At 69.7% G+C, this 18,777-nt stretch carries 20 protein-coding genes; 12 read left to right on the forward strand and 8 right to left on the reverse strand.

Going from position 1 to position 18,777, the window contains the following annotated elements; all coding sequences use genetic code 11:
* Nucleotides 1–73 precede the first annotated feature (73 nt).
* The 6 genes from LXM64_RS14915 to LXM64_RS14940 all read left to right on the forward strand — a co-directional run bounded on the left by LXM64_RS14915 (nt 74) and on the right by LXM64_RS14940 (nt 5,284).
* Nucleotides 74–949 carry a methylenetetrahydrofolate reductase gene (locus LXM64_RS14915; protein ID WP_419144842.1) on the forward strand — a complete coding sequence of 292 codons (876 nt, stop codon included), beginning with the start codon at nt 74–76 and terminating at the stop codon, nt 947–949.
* A gap of 12 nt (nt 950–961) precedes the next feature.
* Nucleotides 962–1,837, forward strand: coding sequence for a formyltetrahydrofolate deformylase (gene purU / locus LXM64_RS14920; RefSeq protein ID WP_137418715.1), 876 nt, complete (start codon nt 962–964; stop codon nt 1,835–1,837).
* A gap of 48 nt (nt 1,838–1,885) precedes the next feature.
* The gene (gene ligM / locus LXM64_RS14925; RefSeq protein ID WP_234073899.1) at nt 1,886–3,289 is read left to right on the forward strand and encodes a vanillate/3-O-methylgallate O-demethylase; all 1,404 of its coding nucleotides are present in this window, start codon (nt 1,886–1,888) and stop codon (nt 3,287–3,289) included.
* A 92-nt stretch (nt 3,290–3,381) separates the two neighbouring features.
* Entirely contained in the window at nt 3,382–3,978 is a 597-nt protein-coding gene (locus LXM64_RS14930) for a PadR family transcriptional regulator (RefSeq protein WP_137418713.1), read from the forward strand.
* Nucleotides 3,975–4,556, forward strand: coding sequence for a GTP cyclohydrolase I (gene folE, locus LXM64_RS14935; protein ID WP_137418712.1), 582 nt, complete (start codon nt 3,975–3,977; stop codon nt 4,554–4,556). The genes LXM64_RS14930 and folE overlap by 4 nt, the downstream gene beginning before the upstream one ends.
* A 68-nt stretch (nt 4,557–4,624) precedes the next feature.
* Nucleotides 4,625–5,284 carry a GntR family transcriptional regulator gene (locus tag LXM64_RS14940; RefSeq protein WP_234073900.1) on the forward strand — a complete coding sequence of 220 codons (660 nt, stop codon included), beginning with the start codon at nt 4,625–4,627 and terminating at the stop codon, nt 5,282–5,284.
* Nucleotides 5,285–5,415: 131 nt separating this feature from the next.
* Here LXM64_RS14940 and LXM64_RS14945 read toward each other — a convergent pair whose 3' ends face one another.
* From LXM64_RS14945 to LXM64_RS14965, 5 genes are read right to left on the reverse strand one after another with little or no spacing between them, the layout of a single operon-like run.
* Nucleotides 5,416–6,672, reverse strand: coding sequence for an ABC transporter substrate-binding protein (locus LXM64_RS14945; protein WP_234073901.1), 1,257 nt, complete (start codon nt 6,670–6,672; stop codon nt 5,416–5,418).
* The gene (locus LXM64_RS14950) at nt 6,669–7,721 is read right to left on the reverse strand and encodes a branched-chain amino acid ABC transporter permease (RefSeq protein WP_234073902.1); all 1,053 of its coding nucleotides are present in this window, start codon (nt 7,719–7,721) and stop codon (nt 6,669–6,671) included. The genes LXM64_RS14945 and LXM64_RS14950 overlap by 4 nt, the downstream gene beginning before the upstream one ends.
* Nucleotides 7,721–8,602, reverse strand: coding sequence for a branched-chain amino acid ABC transporter permease (locus LXM64_RS14955; RefSeq protein WP_234073903.1), 882 nt, complete (start codon nt 8,600–8,602; stop codon nt 7,721–7,723). Before LXM64_RS14955 ends, LXM64_RS14950 begins: the two co-directional genes overlap by 1 nt.
* A gap of 2 nt (nt 8,603–8,604) precedes the next feature.
* Nucleotides 8,605–9,315 (reverse strand): ABC transporter ATP-binding protein, encoded by a 711-nt coding sequence (locus LXM64_RS14960; protein WP_234073904.1) that lies wholly within the window; start codon nt 9,313–9,315, stop codon nt 8,605–8,607.
* Nucleotides 9,302–10,057 carry an ABC transporter ATP-binding protein gene (locus LXM64_RS14965; RefSeq protein WP_234073905.1) on the reverse strand — a complete coding sequence of 252 codons (756 nt, stop codon included), beginning with the start codon at nt 10,055–10,057 and terminating at the stop codon, nt 9,302–9,304. Before LXM64_RS14965 ends, LXM64_RS14960 begins: the two co-directional genes overlap by 14 nt.
* Nucleotides 10,058–10,318: 261 nt before the next feature.
* On the opposite strand from LXM64_RS14965, the gene LXM64_RS14970 reads away from it, so the two are divergent.
* The 6 genes from LXM64_RS14970 (at nt 10,319) to LXM64_RS14995 (ending at nt 15,899) form a co-directional block, all read left to right on the forward strand.
* On the forward strand, nt 10,319–11,683 hold the full coding sequence (locus LXM64_RS14970; RefSeq protein WP_234073906.1) for an aminomethyl transferase family protein: 1,365 nt from the start codon (nt 10,319–10,321) through the stop codon (nt 11,681–11,683).
* A 128-nt stretch (nt 11,684–11,811) separates the two neighbouring features.
* Nucleotides 11,812–12,693 (forward strand): IclR family transcriptional regulator, encoded by an 882-nt coding sequence (locus LXM64_RS14975; protein WP_234073907.1) that lies wholly within the window; start codon nt 11,812–11,814, stop codon nt 12,691–12,693.
* Nucleotides 12,690–13,460: an NAD(P)-dependent oxidoreductase gene (locus LXM64_RS14980; protein WP_234073908.1), complete on the forward strand. Its 771-nt coding sequence runs from the start codon at nt 12,690–12,692 to the stop codon at nt 13,458–13,460. The genes LXM64_RS14975 and LXM64_RS14980 overlap by 4 nt, the downstream gene beginning before the upstream one ends.
* Before the next feature lie 58 nt (nt 13,461–13,518).
* Nucleotides 13,519–14,040 carry a winged helix-turn-helix domain-containing protein gene (locus LXM64_RS14985; protein WP_137418702.1) on the forward strand — a complete coding sequence of 174 codons (522 nt, stop codon included), beginning with the start codon at nt 13,519–13,521 and terminating at the stop codon, nt 14,038–14,040.
* Nucleotides 14,037–15,281 carry an MFS transporter gene (locus LXM64_RS14990; RefSeq protein ID WP_234073909.1) on the forward strand — a complete coding sequence of 415 codons (1,245 nt, stop codon included), beginning with the start codon at nt 14,037–14,039 and terminating at the stop codon, nt 15,279–15,281. Before LXM64_RS14985 ends, LXM64_RS14990 begins: the two co-directional genes overlap by 4 nt.
* Nucleotides 15,282–15,302: 21 nt before the next feature.
* Nucleotides 15,303–15,899 (forward strand): YdcF family protein, encoded by a 597-nt coding sequence (locus LXM64_RS14995; protein WP_234073910.1) that lies wholly within the window; start codon nt 15,303–15,305, stop codon nt 15,897–15,899.
* A gap of 195 nt (nt 15,900–16,094) precedes the next feature.
* Here the strand turns inward: LXM64_RS14995 and LXM64_RS15000 are convergent, their stop codons facing one another.
* From LXM64_RS15000 to LXM64_RS15010, 3 genes are read right to left on the reverse strand one after another with little or no spacing between them, the layout of a single operon-like run.
* The gene (locus tag LXM64_RS15000; protein ID WP_234073911.1) at nt 16,095–16,889 is read right to left on the reverse strand and encodes a MerR family transcriptional regulator; all 795 of its coding nucleotides are present in this window, start codon (nt 16,887–16,889) and stop codon (nt 16,095–16,097) included.
* A complete protein-coding gene (locus LXM64_RS15005) occupies nt 16,882–17,409 on the reverse strand; it encodes a VOC family protein (protein ID WP_234073912.1) in 528 nt (175 codons plus the stop codon). Before LXM64_RS15005 ends, LXM64_RS15000 begins: the two co-directional genes overlap by 8 nt.
* 33 nt (nt 17,410–17,442) lie before the next feature.
* Nucleotides 17,443–18,756 carry an MFS transporter gene (locus LXM64_RS15010; RefSeq protein WP_234073913.1) on the reverse strand — a complete coding sequence of 438 codons (1,314 nt, stop codon included), beginning with the start codon at nt 18,754–18,756 and terminating at the stop codon, nt 17,443–17,445.
* Nucleotides 18,757–18,777: the final 21 nt, after the last annotated feature.

Genomic DNA, 18,777 nt, shown 5'->3' on the forward strand with positions numbered 1-18,777 from the left:
TTACCTATCGACATAGGTACTCTCGCTGACGAGGCGCAACGAAGCCCTCCCGACAGCGGAAGGACCACGACTCGTGGCACGTAACACCCCCGCACCCGACCCGGCCGCATCCCTCGCCCTCCTCGACGGCTTCTCGCTCGAGATGACCGGCAAGGACATCCCTGGGCTCGAAGAAGCCCGCGACGTCATCCCCGCCGGCACCAAGATCAACGTCACCTTCCTCGGCAACGAGGATCTCGACATGCGCGTCGCCGCGGCCAAGGCCGTGAAGGATGCCGGGTTCGTCCCCGTCCCGCACGTGTCGGCCCGCCGACTCGCCTCGGCGGCCCAACTGGAGGAGTTCCTCGACCGCCTCCAGCAGGTGGGTGCCACCGAGCACGTCTTCGCGGTCGGCGGCGACCCGGCTGAGCCCGAAGGCCCCTACCCCGACTCGCTGAGCGTCATCCGCTCCGGCATCCTGCAGAAGTACGGCGTGCGCGAGGTCTCCATCGCCGGCTACCCCGAGGGGCACCCCGACATCCCCACGGATGTGCTGTGGCGCCACCTCGAGGACAAGTCGTCGGCCCTGGCCGATGCGGGCCTCGGCCAGGTCATCCTGACCCAGTTCGCCTTCGACACCGACCCGGTCATCGACTGGATCGACGGCGTGCGCGAGCGCGGGATCACCTCGGAGATCCGCATCGGCACGCCGGGCCCCGCGGGCATCAAGCGCCTGATCACCTTCGCCCGCCGCTTCGGCGTCGGCGCCAACGCGATGATCGTCAAGAAGTACGGGTTCTCGCTCACCAACCTGATGGGAACGGCGGGCCCCGACCGGTTCATCGGCGACCTCGGAGCGCTCGTCGCGAAGAAGGAGTCGCGCGGACCTGTCAAAATTCACTTCTACACGTTCGGCGGTCTGCGGGCGACATCCGACTGGGCCCGCGACTACATCGCCGCGCAGTCCTGAGGAGATCCCCGCATGTCCCTGCACAAAGACGCCCTACGTGACCACGCCTGCCTGATCGTGCACGGCCCCGACCAGCCCGGGCTCGTCGCCGCCGTCACCGCGCTGATCACGCGCAACAAGGCGAACATCGTCACGCTCGACCAGTACTCGGACAACCCCGAGGGCGGCGCGTTCTTCCAGCGCGTCGTCTTCCACCGGCCCGACCTGGCCGCGGCGATCGGCGACATCGAAGCCGACCTCGCCCAGACGCTGGAGCCCTACGGGATGCAATGGCGCCTGACCGACCAGTCCGTGCCGAAGCGGATGGCGATCCTCGCCTCCACGAGCGATCACTGCCTGCTCGAGCTGCTGTGGCGTCACCGCCGGGGCGAGCTCAACGTCACGATCCCGATGGTGATCTCCAACCACACCAACACCGCGGAGGACGTCCGCTCGTTCGGCATCCCCTTCTTCCACGTGCCCTCGCAGGGCCCGGACAAGTCGGAGGCCGAGCGCGAGATCGTCAAGCTCCTCGCCGGCAACGTCGACTTCGTCGTGCTGGCGCGCTACATGCAGATCCTCACCGATGACTTCCTCGAGGGCGTCGGCGTGCCGGTCATCAACATCCACCACTCCTTCCTTCCCGCCTTCATCGGCGCCGGCCCCTACAAGAAGGCCAAGGAACGCGGCGTCAAACTCATCGGCGCCACCAGCCACTACGTCACCAAGGACCTCGACGAAGGCCCGATCATCGAGCAGGACGTCGCCCGTGTCGACCACTCGATGACCGCCGCCGATCTCCAGGCCCGCGGTGCGTACGTCGAGCGGGCCGTACTCTCGCGCGCCGTGCAGTGGCACGCGGAAGACCGTGTCATCCGGCACGGCAACCACACCATCGTCTTCACCTGACTCCGACGCCTCACCCGAGGCGCCGGCCCCCGAACAGAGAGGTTCATCGTGGCCAGCAACCTGCAGGAACTCATCGACCAGAACAACCCGGTCGAGATGCTGCGCAACTCGCAGATCGGCTCCTACATCTACCCGGTCGTCCCCGCCGACTTCCAGAACTGGATCAAGGAGCAGCAGGCCTGGCGCAACACTGCCGTGCTCTACGACCAGTCCCACCACATGGACAACGTGTTCCTGAAGGGCTCCGACGCGATCAAGCTCATCAGCGACACCGCGATCAACTCGGTCGCGAACTTCGCGGTCAACAAGGCCAAGCAGTACGTGCCCACCACCGCGAGCGGCCACGTGATCGGCGACGGCATCCTCTTCCGCGAGGCCGAGGACGAGTACGTCTACGTCGGACGCGCACCCGCATCCAACTGGCTGATGTACCACGGTGAGACCGGCGGCTACCAGAACCTCGACGTGCAGGTCGACCGTCGTTCGCCCTCGCGCCCGTACGGCCACGCCGTCACGCGCCGCTACTACCGCTTCCAGATCCAGGGCCCGAAGGCGTGGGACGTCATCGAGAAGCTCAACGGCGGCCCGCTGGAGAAGCTCGGCTTCTTCAACATGTCGACCATGACGATCGCCGGGAAGACCGTGCGCACCCTTCGTCACGGCATGGCCGGCGCTCCGGGCCTGGAGATCTGGGGCCCCTACGAGGACCACGACGCCATCCGCGACGCGATCGTCGAAGCCGGCGTCGAGTTCGGCCTCGTGCCGGTCGGATCGCGCGCCTACCCCTCGAACACGCTCGAGTCCGGCTGGATCCCCTCGCCGCTTCCCGCCATCTACTCGGGCGAGGCCGAGCGCGGCTACCGCGAGTGGCTCGGCGTCGACAGCTACGAGGCCACCGGCACCCTCGCGGGCTCCTTCGTCTCCGACAACATCGAGGACTACTACCTCACGCCGTGGGAGCTCGGATACGGCTCGTTCGTGAAGTTCGACCACGACTTCATCGGCCGCGACGCGCTCGAGAAGATCGACCCCTCGACCCAGCGCAAGAAGGTCACCCTCGCCTGGAACGCCGAGGACCTCGCCAAGGTCTGGGGCTCGCTGCTGAACGTGGACGGACCCAACTACAAGTTCTTCGACCTGCCGCTGGCCAACTACGGCTCCGCGAACTACGACTCGGTCGTGGATGCGGACGGCACGGTCGTCGGCTTCTCGATGTTCACCGGCTACAGCGCCAACGAGCGTCGCGGTCTCTCGCTCGGCACGGTCGACCCCGACGTGCCGGAGGGCACCGAGCTGAAGGTCGTCTGGGGCGAGCCGAACGGCGGCACCTCCAAGGCCTCCGTCGAGCCGCACGAGCAGACCGAGGTGCGCGTGGTCGTCAGCCCCGTGCCCTACTCCACCGTCGCCCGCCAGACCTACCAGGGCGGCTGGCGCACCGGCTACAAGGGCTGAGCCCTCGACGCGACGCGGGGTCCGGTCCTGCCGGGCCCCGCGTCGGCGTTTATGGATAGCCTCAGAGCCACACCTCGGAAGGAGATCGGCGGATGAGCCTGCGCTACGCGCTCCTCGCCCTCGTGCGGGTGGGGCCCCAGTCCGGCTACGACCTGCAGAAGCAGTTCGCGGTCTCGGTCGGGCACGTCTGGCACGCCCCGGACTCCCAGATCTATCCCGAGCTGCGCAAGATGGAGTCCGAGGGCCTCGTGCGCGGTGAGGAGCAGGCGCGCGGCGAGCGCGGTACCCGCCGGATGTACCACATCACCCCCGAAGGGGATGCGGCCTTCCTCGCGTGGATGGCCGCCCCGCTGGACTACCAGCGCGTGCGTGACCCGGCCCATCTGCGAGCGGCCTACCTCGAGGCGGGAACGCCCGCCGACTCCCGTGCGTTCCTGCGCGCGCACATCGCCCAGTGGGAGAGCGAGCTCGAGCAGTGGGAGGGCGAACTGGCACGCATCGACGCCGTCGACAACCCCATGCTGCTGCGCCGGCTCGCGGTCACCGCCGAGCAGGACCGGGAACGCACGATCGCCTACAAGCGCTTCGCCTACGAGGGTCTCGTGGAGCGGGCGCGCGGCGAGATCTCGTGGGCGCAGCGCGGCCTCGCCCTCGTCGAGCGCCTCGAAGGCGCAGAAGGAGCATCATGACCATCGACACGGCAGCGCGCACCGACCGCGCCCGGGCGGTCGCGGCCGTTCGCGAGCTGCTCGAGGCCGTCGGCGAGGATGCCGACCGGCTCGGGCTCACCCGCACCCCCGAGCGGGTCGCGGACCTCTTCCTGGATCTGTTCTCCGGACTCGGGGTCGACCCGGCATCCGCGCTCGGAGCGCCCGTGGCCCTCACCGACAACGAGCACCCCGGCGAGCTGGTCGGGATGACCGCGATCCCGTTCCGCTCGGTGTGCGAGCATCACCTGCTGCCCTTCGAGGGCACGGTCGACGTCTTCTACGCGCCGGTGCGTCACATCGCGGGCCTCAGCCGCATCGCCACGCTCGTCGAGCTCGCCTCCCGCAGACCGCAGCTGCAGGAGCGCCTCGGGCACCAGATCGCCGAAGCACTCATGACCGTGCTCCGCCCGCACGGGGTGGCCGTGCGCGTGGAGGCCCGCCACGGGTGCGTCGCCCATCTGGAGCCGAGTGCCGCATCCGCTCGCGTCGTCACGGTCGCCACCCTCGGCGAGATCCCCGACGCGACCTGGCGCCTCGCCGCACCATCCACCCCGTGACGGTCACGGATCGGACACAATAGTGTTGACGATCCGGTGCGGCTCTGCCGCCCGAGAAGGGGATGACGATGACGTTTCCCTCCGTGACGGACGAGGCGGATCAGTCCGCGCGACCTGAGCTGGCCGCGCAGATCCGCGACGCGATCCTGGGTGGCGAGTTCGCCCCGCACCAGCGACTCATCGAAGCGGACCTCAGCGAGCGCTTCGCGGCGCCGCGGGCGGCCGTGCGCACCGCGCTGCTGACCCTCGCGGGAGAGGGCCTGGTCGAGCGCCTGCCTAACCGCGGCGCTCGGGTCCGAGCCATCACGGTCGACGAGGCGGTCGAGATCGTCGAGGTGCGCATGGGACTCGAGTCGCTCTGCGCCCGCAAGGCGGCCGAGCGGGTCGACGACGACGACATCGAAGGCCTCCGTACGCTCCGATCCGACATCGAGCGGGCGATCGCCGTGGGCGACCTGGTGGGATACTCCCGACTGAACCAGGAGCTCGATCGGCGCCTGCGCGAGCTCAGCGGGCACGCCACCGCATCCCAGCTCCTGGAGCGCCTGCGTGCGCAGTCCGCCCGGCATCAGTTCCGCCTCGCCTTCCATCCCGGCCGCGCCGCGCAGTCCGCACCCGAGCACATCGCGATCATCGACGCGGTCGTGGCCCGCGATCCGGATGCGGCGGAGGCCGCCACCCGCCGACACCTCGCCGGCATCGTCGACGTCCTCCGCTCGCTCGACTGACCGCATCCGTCGCCGCCCTCGCGCCAACGCCCGCGAGACTGCACTTTCGCGACGAGATCACGGGTATTTACCGTGATCTCGTGCGGGAAATGCAGTCTCGCGGGATCTGGAGGGGAAGGAGCGGATGCGGGTCAGCCGAAGGACTCGACCGTGGTGTACCCCTGTCCGTTGTACTTCTGCACGACCACCGACGACACGGCCGGCTGGCCGTCCACGGTGGTGTCGACGGCGGTGCCGTCGAGCATCAGCGGTGCCTGGAAGTCGCTGATCGAGCGCAGGGCCTCCATGAAGTTCTCGCGCGTCGGCTCGGTCATCTTCTCGAAGGCCTGCTCGAGGGTCGCCCCGACCATGAAGCTCCACATGCAGTGCGGGAAGGCGGGCATGTCCTGGTAGTCCGCGTACTGCTTGAGGTCGGTCAGGAAGGTCTGCACATCCTCGTCGTCGGCGAACGCGGGGCTCGCGGGCGCCTTCGAGAACGACACCGAGTACACCCCGGGGAATGCGTCGGCGCCACCGGGCTGCAGGATGGCGGTCGGGCTCGACGTGTTCGACGGCAGGAACCAGCTCGGGCTCCATCCGAGCTGCTGCGCCTTCTGCAGCGACGAGATCACGAGCGGGGTGATCGACATCGCGTTGAAGAACACGTCGGCGCCCGAGCTCGCGAGCTCCGTCAGCTGCGCATCGACGGCCGTGTCGGTCGCCTCGTAGGTGAGCTCCTTGACGATCTCGATGTTGCTCGCCCCCTCGACCGCGCTCTTGAAGCCCTCGAGGTAGCCCTCGCCGTAGTCGTCGTTCTGATAGAGCACGGCGACCTTGTGGTTCTCGCCGGATGCGGCCAGGAGCTTGCCGAAGGCCTCGCCCTCGTTCTGGTAGATCGGCACGAAGCCGAGCTGCCAGGGGCTCTCGTTGGTGTCGCTGAAGATCGGGTCACCCGTCATGACGAGCACCTGCGGCACCTCATCGGCGATGGCCGCCTCGCGGTAGGCGCGGTTGGTCGGTGTGCCGAGCCCCGCCGTCATCGCGAAGACGCTGTCCTTCAGCTGGTCGTAGTTGGCCTTGGCCTTCTGCGGGTCGTAGGCGTCGTCGAGCGCCTTGATGTCGACCTTGCGGGTCTTGCCGTCGCCGAACTTCACGCCGCCCTCGGCGTTCTTCGCGCCGAAGTACGCGGTGACGCCGGCGACCGTGCAGGTTCCGGGGCCGGCCGTCCCGCCGCTGAGCGGGGTGGTGATGCCCAGGCTGATGGACGTGTCGGTGATGCCGGGGCTCGCGGCCGCGGCGCCGCCGGTGGCGTCCGAGCCTCCCCCGCCGCGCGAACATCCGACGACGGTCAGTGCGAGAGCGGACGCCAGGGCGACGATGCCCAGCACGCTCCTCTTCCTCAGATTCATGGGTGATTCTGCCTCTCTGTGGTGGTTCCCTCGGTGCCGGGCGACGTGGGAAGGTCGCCGGACGATGGGTGGCTCGGCCCTCGATCAGGGCGACGCCGCATCCGTCTGAGTCGGGCGGGGAGGGATGCGAGTCCTCCCGGCAGGACGAAGAGCACGAGCAGCAGCAGCGCACCCTGGAGCACGGCCGTCAGGTTGGGGTCGACGAGGTTCGTCAGCTGCGGCGCCAGGACGTAGTACGCGCCGCCCAGCAGCGATCCGATGATGCTGCCGGCGCCGCCGATGACCATCGCGGCGAGCAGCTGGATGGAGTGCCCGAAGCTCATGGTCTCGGGCGAGGTGTACTGCACGACGACCATGTAGAGGAAGCCGCTCACGCCGCCGATGAGGGACGCGACGGTGAAGGCGAGCACCTTGTACCGGTAGGGCGAGACGCCCATCGCCGCCGCGACAGCCTCGTTGTCCTTCACGATCGCGAAGGCGCGCCCGTACTTGCCGCGCACCAGATTGCGGGTGAGCAGGAAGGCGATGCCGCCGATGATGATCACGAGGTACAGCTGCCACTGATCGTCGTACAGGCCGGTCCACTCCGGCGCATCCGTGAACCGTGCAGACACGCCCTGCGAGCCGCCGGTCAGGTCCGACAGCCGCTTGGCCAGCGGGACGCCGACGATCGGCAGCGCGATCGTCACCATCGCGATGGCGAGCCCGCCCAGCCGCGCCGCGGCGAGGGCGATGACGAGTCCGACGACGCCGGGGATGAGGATGCTGAGCACGAAGACGAGCGCGATGTTCCAGTCGTTCTGCACACCGTACGCGGTCACGTACGCGCCGAGCCCGACGAAGAAGATCTGCCCCAGCGAGACCTGCCCGGTGTAGCCCATGACGACGTTCAGACCCAGCACGGCGACGGCGAAGACGCCGATGCGCGCGATCGTCTGGTTGGCGAACTCGGGCAGCATGAGCGGGAGGAGCAGAAGCAGCGCGATCACCGCGAGGACGACGACGACACGTACCCACCGACGCGAGAGGAGGGATGCGGAAGAAGCCATCAGACACGCACCACCGTTCTGCGGCCGAACAAGCCCTGTGGTCGCACGAGCAGCACGACGAAGATGAGCACGAACGGCACCGCGACCTTGAGGTCGTAGCCGATGAAGGGCACGTAGACCGCGGCAAGGTTCTCCAGGACGCCGATGATCCATGCCGCCGCAACCACGCCGACGGGGCTCGAGAGCCCGCCGAGGATGACGGCGGCCAGCGCGTAGACGAGGGCGTTGTCCATCATCCCGGGGGTGAGTGTGAGCTGCGGGGCGACGAGCGCGCCGGCCACCGCGCCGAGACCCGCCGCGAGCCCCCACCCGACCATCAGCAGGCGGCTCACCGGCAGACCGGAGAAAGCCGCGGACTGCGGGTTCACCGCGACCGCGCGCAGCGCCAGGCCCAGTTTCGTGCCGGCGAACAGCGCCTGCAGCAGGATCATGATCGCGAGGATGACCACGGTCGTCCCGATCGACCGCACGCTCACCGACGCCCCCAGCACCGAGATCGTGTCGAGGGGGAAGAGCGAGGGGAACTGCTGGTTGTTGTAGGTGAAGAGCCAGCCGCAGACACCGGTGATGAGCGTCAGCAGACCGATCGTCACCACGACGGCGGTGTCGGGATCGCCGCCCTCGAAGCGACGCATCAGGTACCGCTCGACGACGGCGCCGAACAGGAACGAGACGCCCACGGAGAGCAGGATCGCGAGGATCAGCGGGACCCCGGCCCCGGTGAACCACCAGGCGAGGTAGGCGGAGAGCACCGCCATCCCGCCCTGGGCGAAGTTGATCAGGCCGGTCGCCTGGTTGACGAGCACGATCGCCAGCGCGAGCGCGGCGTAGACCGAGCCGACGGACAGCCCGTCGATGACGAGTTGGATGAAGGTTCCCACTCTCAACCTCCCAGGTAGGCGCGGCGGATCTCGTCCATGCCCCGGAGCTCGGCGGATGTGCCGGTGAGCACGTTCCGGCCGGTCTCGAGCACGGTGGCGGTGTCGACGAGCCGGAAGGCGAGCGTCGCGTTCTGCTCGACGACGAGCATCGCGATGCCCGACTCCCGGCGGAGCCTCGCGATGGCGTCGTAGACCGTGCGCGCGGTGCTCGGGGCGAGACCCAGAGACGCCTCGTCGAGCAGGAGCAGGCGCGGACGCGCCATGAACGCGCGGGCGACGGCCAGCATCTGCTGCTCGCCGCCGGAGAGCGCGGAGGCGTGCGAGCGGTAGCGCTCCTTGAGGTTGGGGAACAGGTCGAGGCAGTAGTCGATGTCGCCCTGGATCGCCTTGTGGTCGCGCCGCTGGTACGCACCGACCCGCAGGTTCTCGCGCACCGTCAGGGCTCCGAGGGTGCCGCGCCCCTCGGGCACGTGCGCGATGCCGATCGACGCGACCTTCTCGGGCCGCATCCCGCGGATGTCGCGCCCGTCGAAACGGATGGTGCCGGTCGTGCGCACCATCCCGCTGATCGCGCGGAGCGTGGTCGTCTTGCCCGCGCCGTTCGCGCCGAGAATGCCGACGGCTCCCTCCTCGGGCACGCTCAACGACACTCCGCCGAGCACCTGGACGGGACCGTACGACGCCGTCACGTCGACGAGTTCAAGCAGCGTCATCGGCGGCCTCCTTGCCGATGTAGGCCTCGATGACCCGGGGATCGCTCTGCGCCTCGGCGGCCGAGCCCTCCATGAGCTTGCGGCCGTGATCGAGCACGACCACGCGGTCGGTCAGAGCCGCGATGAGGCCCATGTGGTGCTCGACGATCACCACGGTGATGTCGTCTTCGTCGCGGATGGCGCGGACGGTCGCGATGAGCTGCTCGACCTCGGAATGGGGCAGGCCCGCCGCCGGCTCGTCCAGCAGGAGCAGCTTCGGGTGCGACATGAGCGCCCGGCACAGCTCGATCGCCTTGTGGAGTCCGTGCGAGAGCTCGTCGGCGTGGCGGTTCGCCGCCCAACCGAGGCCGGAGCGCTCCAGCAGCTGCAGCGCCTCGGTGCGCATCTCACGCTCCGAGCGCCACGTGCGCGGCGTGCGGATCGCCCACTCGCCGGGCCCTCCCGGAAGGCGCGTGTGCGCGCCCAGCATCACGTTCTCGAGCACGGATGCGTGCAGCTGCAGCGCCGGATGCTGGAAGGTGCGGGCGAGCCCGCGCCGCGCGAGGTGCGCCGGGGTCTGCCCGGATGCCTCGTCGCCGTCGATCGTGATGGAGCCCGAACTCGGCCGGTAGTGCCCGCTGATGCAGTTGAACAGCGAGGTCTTGCCGGCACCGTTGGGTCCGACCAGACCGAAGATCTGGCCGGGTTCCACGTCGAATCCGACATCGTGCAGCACCGTGATCCCGCCGAACCTCAAGTTCACGTCCGTGAGGGTGAGTCGAGCCGCCATGGCCGCCTTTCCGTGTCGCCGCGTCATTGCGAGACCGGGGGTTCGCCCCGTTCCTGGGACGGTACGGAGTCGCCCCACGATTGTCAACGATTTTGGCGTCGATTACGGGGCACGTTCTGATCACACTTTCTCGCGCAGCGGATGCGGTGGCGTGACGATTTCACATGAACGGAAATCAGCCACACCGCCGATCGCGACCGGCGCATGCTCGGCTCGACGAAAGGAAGGTCGACGATGACATCCGAATCCCTCGCCGCGGCGATCGAACGCACCGGAAGCCCACTCGAACTGCTGCGCAACCAGAACTGGCCAGCATTCACGTTCCCGGTCGCCCCCGAGTTCACGAACTGGCGCGATGAGCAGCGCGCCTGGAACACGACGGTCGCGTTGATGGACCAGTCCCATCACATGACGCAGCTGTTCCTGGGTGGCAGCGACCTCATCGAGGTGCTCTCCTCGATCTCGCCCAACACCTTCGCCACCTTCCGCCCGGGCGTGGCCAAGCAGCTCATCAGCGTCAACGAGTCCGGCTACCTCGTGGGCGACGGCATCCTGTTCTACAACGAGGACGCCCCCGAGGGCCTCGTGCTCATCGGCCACCACATCCTCATCGACTGGGTGCGCTTCACCCTCGAGAAGGCCGCGGCGCAGGGCAAGGACGTGCACCAACGCCTGGAACCGAACTCGCACATGCGCCAGGGCCCGCCCACGTTCTACCGCTACGAGCTGCAGGGCCCCGAGGCCGACCGCGTGATGGAGAAGCTGTTCGGCGGCCCGGCGCCCGACATCAAGTTCTTCCACATCGGCGACGTCACCATCGGCGGCCGCGCGGTGAAGGCCCTGCGTCACGGCATGGCCGGACAGCCGGGCTTCGAGTTCTTCGGCCCGTGGGTGGACAACGAGCACGTGCTGCGGACGATTCTGGATGCAGGCGAGGAGTTCGGCATCCGCCGTGTCGGCGCGAAGGCCTACTCGGCCACGCCCCTCGAGTCGGGCTGGGTGCCCACGCCGTTCCCCGCCGTCTTCGACGACGACATGGCCGAGTACCGGTCGTGGCTGCCCGCCGAGCGGATCGGTTCGGTGGCGGGCTCTCTCACCTCGGACGACGTGCGCGACTTCTACCTCACGCCGTATGACATCGGGCTCGGCCGTTCGGTGCGCTTCGACCACGACTTCCACGGCCGCGAGGCGCTGGAGCGGCACGCGGAGAACCCCCGCCGACGCAAGGTGACCCTGCTCTGGAACGCGGACGACGTGGCCACCGTCGTGCGCTCGCAGCTCGAGCCCGGCACCCCCGCGAAGTTCCTCGACTTCCCCAAGGCGCGCTACGGGCTGTACCAGATGGATGAGGTGCGCCGCGGCGGCGAGCGCGTCGGCATCTCGACGGATGCGGGCTACATCGCCTACGACCAGCTGTACATGTCGCTCGCGACCCTCGACGCCGACATCCCCGACGGCGACGAGGTCGAGATCGTGTGGGGCGAGGATCCGATCTCGTCCAAGGACTCCGTCGATCAGAACCACCGCCAGGTGATCGTGCGAGCGACAGTGGCCCCGGCTCCGTACCACGAGTGGGCGCGCACGGTCTATCGCGCCTGAGCGCCCGGCGGCGCCGGCATAACTCAGCCAGAACCGCGCTGCGGACCCGACGGGGTCCCGCGGCGTCGGGTTCTGGCTGAGTTGTGCGCCCGGCGCGGGGTAGGGTCCCGGTAGCGGGAGGAGTCGCGATGGCGCGAGGATCGGCCGGCGAGTCGGCACTGCATCGGCACCTGAGGGTGCTCGACGCCTTCGACGCCCTGCATCCGTTCCTCACACTGGGTGAGATCGCCGGCACCGCCCGCATCCCGGTGTCCACGGCGCACCGGCTGGTCGCGGAGCTGACGCAGGAGGGGCTGCTCGAGCGGCTGCCGGATCGCACGTACCGCCTCGGCGTGCGGCTGTGGGAGTACGCCTCACGCACCCCCGGCGCGCTCGGACTGCGCGAGGTCGCCCGTCCGTGGCTCGCTGCGGCGCACGCCCGCATCCGTCAGCACGTGCAGCTCGGGGTCCGCGCCGAGCTCGACGTGCTGTTCATCGAACGGATGTCGGCGCCGGATGCGGTCGTCAACGCGACGCTCATCGGCGGTCGCATCCCGCTCCATGCCTCCTCGAACGGCCTCGTGCTGCTCGCGCACGCGCCCGCCGGCGTCGTGGACGAGGTGCTGCGCAGCCCGATGCGCGCGTACACGCCGTTCACCATCACGGATCCGCGGGCCCTCCGTGCCGAACTCGCCCGCATCCGCTCCGAGGGGTTCGCCGTGGCATCCGGCCACATCCACCTCGAGTCGCGGGGCATGGCTGTTGCGGTACGGGGTCCCGAAGGCGAGGTGTACGCCGCTCTCGGAGCCGTCGTGCCCAACGACGGCTCGCCGGCCGCGGCCGTTCTCGAGACCCTGCGCGTGGCGTCGGCCGGGATCACCCGTGCGCTGCGCGCCCTGTACGGTTCCGGCCTCGACGACGCGGCCGTCGTCCACGGTCCGCGCCCGGATGCGGGCGTGTCGGCGAAGTCGTGGGCATACATCGCCGACCTCGCCGAGCGCGCGGATGCAGCACCGAAGGTCCGCACATGACGCGCATCGCCGTCATCGGGCTCGGCGAAGCGGGGCGCCGCTATGCCGTGGACCTCTCCCGGGCGGGCGCGGACGTCCGCGGCTACGATCCGGACCCGCGCGCGGACGCCCCCGCTGTCCCCCGCGTGGACACTCTCGCCGAGGCCGTGTCCGCCGCCGAGGTGACCATCAGCCTCGTGGGGACGCACGCCGCCGTGCCCGTGGCCGAACAGGTGGCGCCACTGCTGGACGCGGGTGCGCTGTACGCCGACTTCAACACGGCGGCACCCGAGGTGAAGTCCGCCGTCGAGCAGGTCGCCGCGCGCGCCGGCGTGTGCGTGGCGGACGTGGCCGTGCTCGCACCGGTCACGCGCGCCGGCGCCCGCACGCCGCTGCTCGCGAGCGGTCCGGGCGCGGCCCGCCTCGCCGCACTGCTGCGGCCGTTCGGCGTTCCGATGGATGCGATCGACGCGCCCGTGGGCGCGGCCGCGCGGCTGAAGATCGTGCGGAGCGTCTTCATGAAGGGCCTCGCGACCCTCCTCATGGAGACGCTCACGGCGGCGGATGCGGCGGATGCGGGCGACTGGATGCGGGGGCAGCTCACCGCGGAGTTGGGGCCAGACGCCCCGGCCCTCGTCGAGCGCCTGATCACGGGGACCCATGCGCATCGCACGCGCCGCGAGCAGGAGGTGCGCGATGCGCTGGGCCTGCTGGGTGAGCTCGGCACCCCCGACGACATGACCCGCGGCACCCTGGCCTGGTTCGAACGTCTCGGGCGCGAGGCCTGAGCAACGACCCCCAAAGAGGCATTTGACGGTAGGGCTGCCGCTGGCGACGATTGTCGTCGTGTCCGATCTCGATTCGCTGCGCGCGACAGCGCACCCCATCCGTCTTCGGCTGTTGTCGCTGACCACGGGAGCGGCGATGAGCGCCGCCGAGGCTGCGCGAGATCTGGGCGTCTCGCAGGCGAGTGCCAGCTACCACTTCCGTGTTCTCGAGCGGGCCGGCCTGGTACGGGTCGTCGAGGTGGTCAAGGTGCGCGGTGGCGAAGCCAAGCGCTACCGCCATGAGTCGTCCGCGCAGCCGTTCGACGTCGACGCCCCTCACGAGCGGCTGCCTCTGGAGGACCGACAGCTGTACGTCGAGGCTCTGGTCGACGAGCTGCGCAGGCGCAGCGCCTTGCGCATCGACGGTCCCGCGCTCTCGACGGATGCCGAGCTGTGGATCGCGCCGGAGCTCTGGCGGCGCGTGGTGCACCACATCGGCCAGGCGACGACGGTCCTCCACGCAGGCGCGCAGAGGCCCCGCACTCCCGGAACCGTTCCGGTGTCCATGACGCTGTCCATGTTCCCTCTGCGCAAGCCGTGACCATCGTCAGCGCGCGCGAAGTGCTCCGGCACGCGGCGTTCCGGTGGCTGCTCGCCGGTCGCACGGTGGGCATCGTCGGCAACGCGGTCGCACCCATCGCGCTCGCCTTCGCCGTGCTCGATCTGACGGGCTCCCCCGCCGACCTCGGCCTCGTGGTGGCCTCCCGCTCGGTGGCGAATGTCGCCGTGCTGCTGTTCGGCGGCATCCTCGCGGACCGCCTGCCGCGCCGCGTCGTGCTCGTCTCGACCGCACTCGCGGCGGCGGCGACACAGGCGACGATCGCCGCGCTCGTGCTGACAGGATCGGCGACCGTCGCCCTGCTGGTGATCCTGAGCGTGCTCAACGGCGCCGTCGCGGCGGTCAGCCTGCCGACGACGGCCGCGATGGTCCCCGACACCGTTCCGACAGAGGCGCTCCGGCCCGCGAACGCCGTCATCCGCCTCAGCCTGAACGGGGGCACGATCGTCGGTGCCTCCGCGGGCGCAGCGGTCATCGCCGCGGTGGGAGCGGGGTGGGGGCTGGTGATCGATGCGGCGGCGTTCGCGCTCGCGGCCGCATGCTTCGCGCGGATCACGCTTACCCGCGCGACGGCACCGCACGCGGGCGAACGGTTCTCGGTCCTGTCGGATCTGCGCCGGGGGTGGATCGAGTTCTCGAGCCGGCGCTGGGTCTGGACGATCGTGGCGCAGTTCGCCGTGCTCAACGCCGCCTTCGTGGGGGCGACGACCGTCCTCGGGCCGGTGATCGCGGACGCGTCGTTCGGGCGCGCATCCTGGGGCCTCGTGATCGCCGCGCAGACCGCGGGACTCGCGATCGGCGCCATCATCGCTCTGCGCTGGCGACCCCGCCACGCGGTCGGTATCGGCGTGGGGCTCATGGCCGTGACGGCGATCCCCGTCGCGGCATTGGGGGTGTTCCCCGTGCTCCCCGTGCTGCTCATGGGGTTCCTGCTGGGCGGCGTGGCGATCGAGCTCTTCGCGATCGCATGGGACCACGCTCTGCAGACGCACATCCCCCGGACCGCACTGTCGCGCGTGTACTCGTGGGACATGCTCGGGTCCTTCATCGCCATCCCGCTGGGCGAGATCCTCGTGGGCCCGCTCGCCGACCGTTTCGGCACGACACCGGTTCTGCTCGGTTGCGCCGCGGTCATCCTCGTGGCGACCGGCGCCGCCGTCGCCACACGGAGCGTCCGCGCCGTGCAGACAGGAGGGGTCCCGCACGAGGACGCCGGGACGTGACGCGACTCCTATCCTGAACACGTGCGCCCGCTCCGCTTCGCCTTGGCCGCCGCAACGCTCGCGTCAGCCGCGATCCTCACCTTCGGCGAGGTGACCCACTGGCGTGCGAGCCGGCGACGGCTCGGCTCGCCATCCGCGCGGGGGACGGAGGCCGTCGTCGTCCTCGGCTACGGCAACCGCGGGCCGCGGGCCAATCGCGAGAACCGCTATCGCGTGCGGGCAGGGCTCCGCTCGATCGACCCCGCGGCGACCCGCAGCGTCCTGGTGTTCTGCGGCGGCACGGTGGAGGGCCCGACTCCCGAGGCAGACATCATGGATGCCTACGCCCGCGACGAGCTCGGCTACCGCGGCCCCTCCGTGCGGGAGCGGCAAAGCCGGTCCACGTGGCAGAACATCGAGAATGCGATCCCCCTGATCGAGTCGGCCGACGTCATCAAGATCGTGTCGAACTCGATCCATGCGGAATTGGCCCGCGGATACCTGTGGATGCTGCGACCCGACCTCGCCGCACGACTCGCCCGCGGGGCGGACTACCGCTTCGGCGAGATCCTCCTCGTGAAGCCGGTCGCCGCTCTCCTCGGCCGCAAGAAGCTCCGCCGCCTCCGCTTGCTCGACTGAGCCTCCTTCCTTCCAGCCGCGAGACCGTTGCCCCCTCCACGCCCGGTGCCCGGACGCGGAGCCTCCAGCCGCGAGACTGCATCTCCCGCACGAGATCACGGTATTTACCCGTGATCTCGTCGCGAAGATGCAGTCTCGCGGGATTGGGGGCGGGAAGGCGCGGATGCGGAGTGAGGGGCGCAGCAGAGCTGCGGGTCACTCCCAGGTGGCCCCGTCGGGGTCGAGGCCCTCGCCGCGGGCACGGGCGTCGATCGCACGCCGCAACCAGGCGGCGAGGCCCGGTCGCACAGCGTCGTAGTGCGCGGTGAACGCGGGATCCGCTTCGTACATGCGGCCGAGGCAGACCTGCATGCTGCGCGTGAGGGGGAAGTACTGCGAGAACACCTCGCGGTGCCGATCGACGAGCGCGTTCGCACCCTCGCTGCCCGGCTCGACTCCGGCGTCGACCGCAGCCGCCAGCTGCGCGTCCAGCGCGCTGACGGTCTGCGCGATGCGCGTCCAGTCCGCCGCCTCCCGCTCGGCCGAGCGTTCCGCGTACTGCTGCCACTGGACGGTGTCGCCGTATCGCTCGCGCGCCTGCAGCGGCCACCGCGGATCCCACTCGGGACCGAACGTCTCCACCTGCTCGCGCACCGTGAGCGTGAGGCCGTTCTCGTACGCATCGATCATCCGCTCGACATCGTCGCCGCGGCGCCGCAGCTCCTCGATGCGCTCCCCCAGCCGTGCTCGTTGCGTGCGGAGCACGTCGGCGGCCTCGAGCGCCGAGCCGTCGAGGATGATGCGGACGTCGTCGAGCCCGATCCCGAGCTCGCGGTAGAGGACGATTCGCTGCAGCCGCTCCAGGTCGACGCCGGCGTACCGGCGGTACCCACTGGCCTCTCGTACCGAGGGCCTGGCGAGCCCGATCTCGTCCCAGTGGTGCAGCGTGCGCACCGTGACACCGAGCCGATGGGCCGCCTGTCCGACGCTCAGGTCGCTCCCGTCAGACATGCTCACCATTGTCACCTCCCTCGACGCCGATGCCGACGGCGCGCAGCGCGGCCGTCTCCTCGCTGGTCGGATCGAACGGCTTGGCCGCGGTGAACACGACGCGAACGTTCTCGGGCGTCAGCACCTCGATGTCGCGGGTGTTCCATGCGGTGTCGCGCGGACCGGTCATCGCTCCCGCATCCACGGCGCGAACCGCATCCGCGATGTCGTCCACCTGACCCAGCACGCAGGCGAAGCTGGCGCTCATCGCCGTCGGCGCCTGATCCACGGATGCGGCCGGCACCAGCAGGACGTCCTGGAACGCCCACCGGCGCAGGTGCACGAGCTGCCCCGGGATCGCGAAGAGCTCGAAGAAGCCCAGCCCGCGGGTCCAGAAGTCGACGGACGCGGGGATATCGGCGGTCGGGATCGTGACGAACATGGGCATGCCGTAGATCCCGCGGAACAGCTCGGGGGCGACGGCATCGGGTCCGGGAGCAGGCACGGGACTGACGTCGAAGGCGTTGGAGAAGTCGCTCATGGGACCACCGTGCGCCCTCACGCCGCGTGAGGGTCAAGCAGCGTCGTCCACGGGCGGGCGGAACCTCCCCCACGCGATCGTGCAGACGGCCATCAGCAGGGAGGCGCCCACGACGTACAGGGCGACGGGTGTCGTCGAGCCCGTCGCCGCCAGAAGCGAGGTCGCGATCAGCGGCGCGATGCCGCCGCCGACGATCGCTCCGAACTGATACGCCATGCTCACGCCCGAGTAACGGAGTCGGCTCGGGAAGGTGCGGGTGAGGATCGACGGCACGACCGCCCAGGCGAACGACGTCGACGCGTGCGCGAGGATTGTGCCCACTGCGGCGAGCCAGATCTCTCCGGTGTTGAACAGGAGGAAGAAGACGATCGCCGTCGCGGCCATGAGGATGCCGCCCAGCACTCCCATCGGCACGAGGCCCCGACGATCGGCGATCCGTGCGAGCAGAGGGATCATGACGATCTGCAGCACGCAGCACGCGATGCCGATCCACAGCAGCGCGCTCTGGCCGTAGCCCAACTGGGCGGTTCCGTAGCTCAGCGCCCACGTGAGCACGAGGTAGGAGAGGATCGAGGGCACCCCCGCGATCACGATCGTCACGATCAGCTGCGGGGTGAACCGGGCGAAGACCTCCATGAAGGGCACGCGGGCGGGCGCGTTCTTCACGGCCGACTCGAAGAGGGGGCTCTCGCCGAGGCGGCGCCTGGTCCACAGACCGACGACGACGAGAACGACGCTGATGACGAAGCCGATCCGCCATCCCCACGCCTGGAAATCCGGCCCCGTGACAGCGAGCAGCACGATCAGCATGAGGTTCGCGAGCATGAGCCCGGCGGGCAGGCCGATCATCGGCGCCGCTCCGTAGAGCGCCCGGCGCTGCGGCGGCGCGTGCTCGATGGCCATCGTCACGGCCCCTCCCCATTCGGCGCCGACGCCGAGTCCCTGCGCCAGACGCAGCACGACGAGGAGGATGGGGGCGGCGATGCCGATGGCCTCGAAGTTGGGCACGAGGCCGATCAGGACCGTGGCCCCGCCCATCACGAAGAGGGAGAGCACCAGCATCCGCTTGCGTCCGATGCGGTCCCCGAAGTGTCCTGCGAGGATCCCGCCCAAGGGGCGCGCGACGAAGCCGAAGGCGAAGGTCACGAAAGCTCCGAGCTGGCTCGCAGCGGGATCGTCCGACGGGAAGAACTGCGGACCGAACACCAGCGCGGCACAGGCGGCGTAGAGGAAGAAGTCGTACCACTCGATGGTGGTGCCGAGGAAGGTGGCGCCGATCACCCGCCGCGACTCACGGGCCATGCCCGGGTCGACGACGGCCGGCGTGGCCGAGTCGTTCTGTGTCATGAGCGGTCCTCCTTGACCGTC

The sequence above is a fragment of the Microbacterium binotii genome, assembly GCF_021398715.1.
In the GTDB taxonomy this organism is placed as follows: Bacteria; Actinomycetota; Actinomycetes; order Actinomycetales; family Microbacteriaceae; genus Microbacterium; species Microbacterium binotii_A.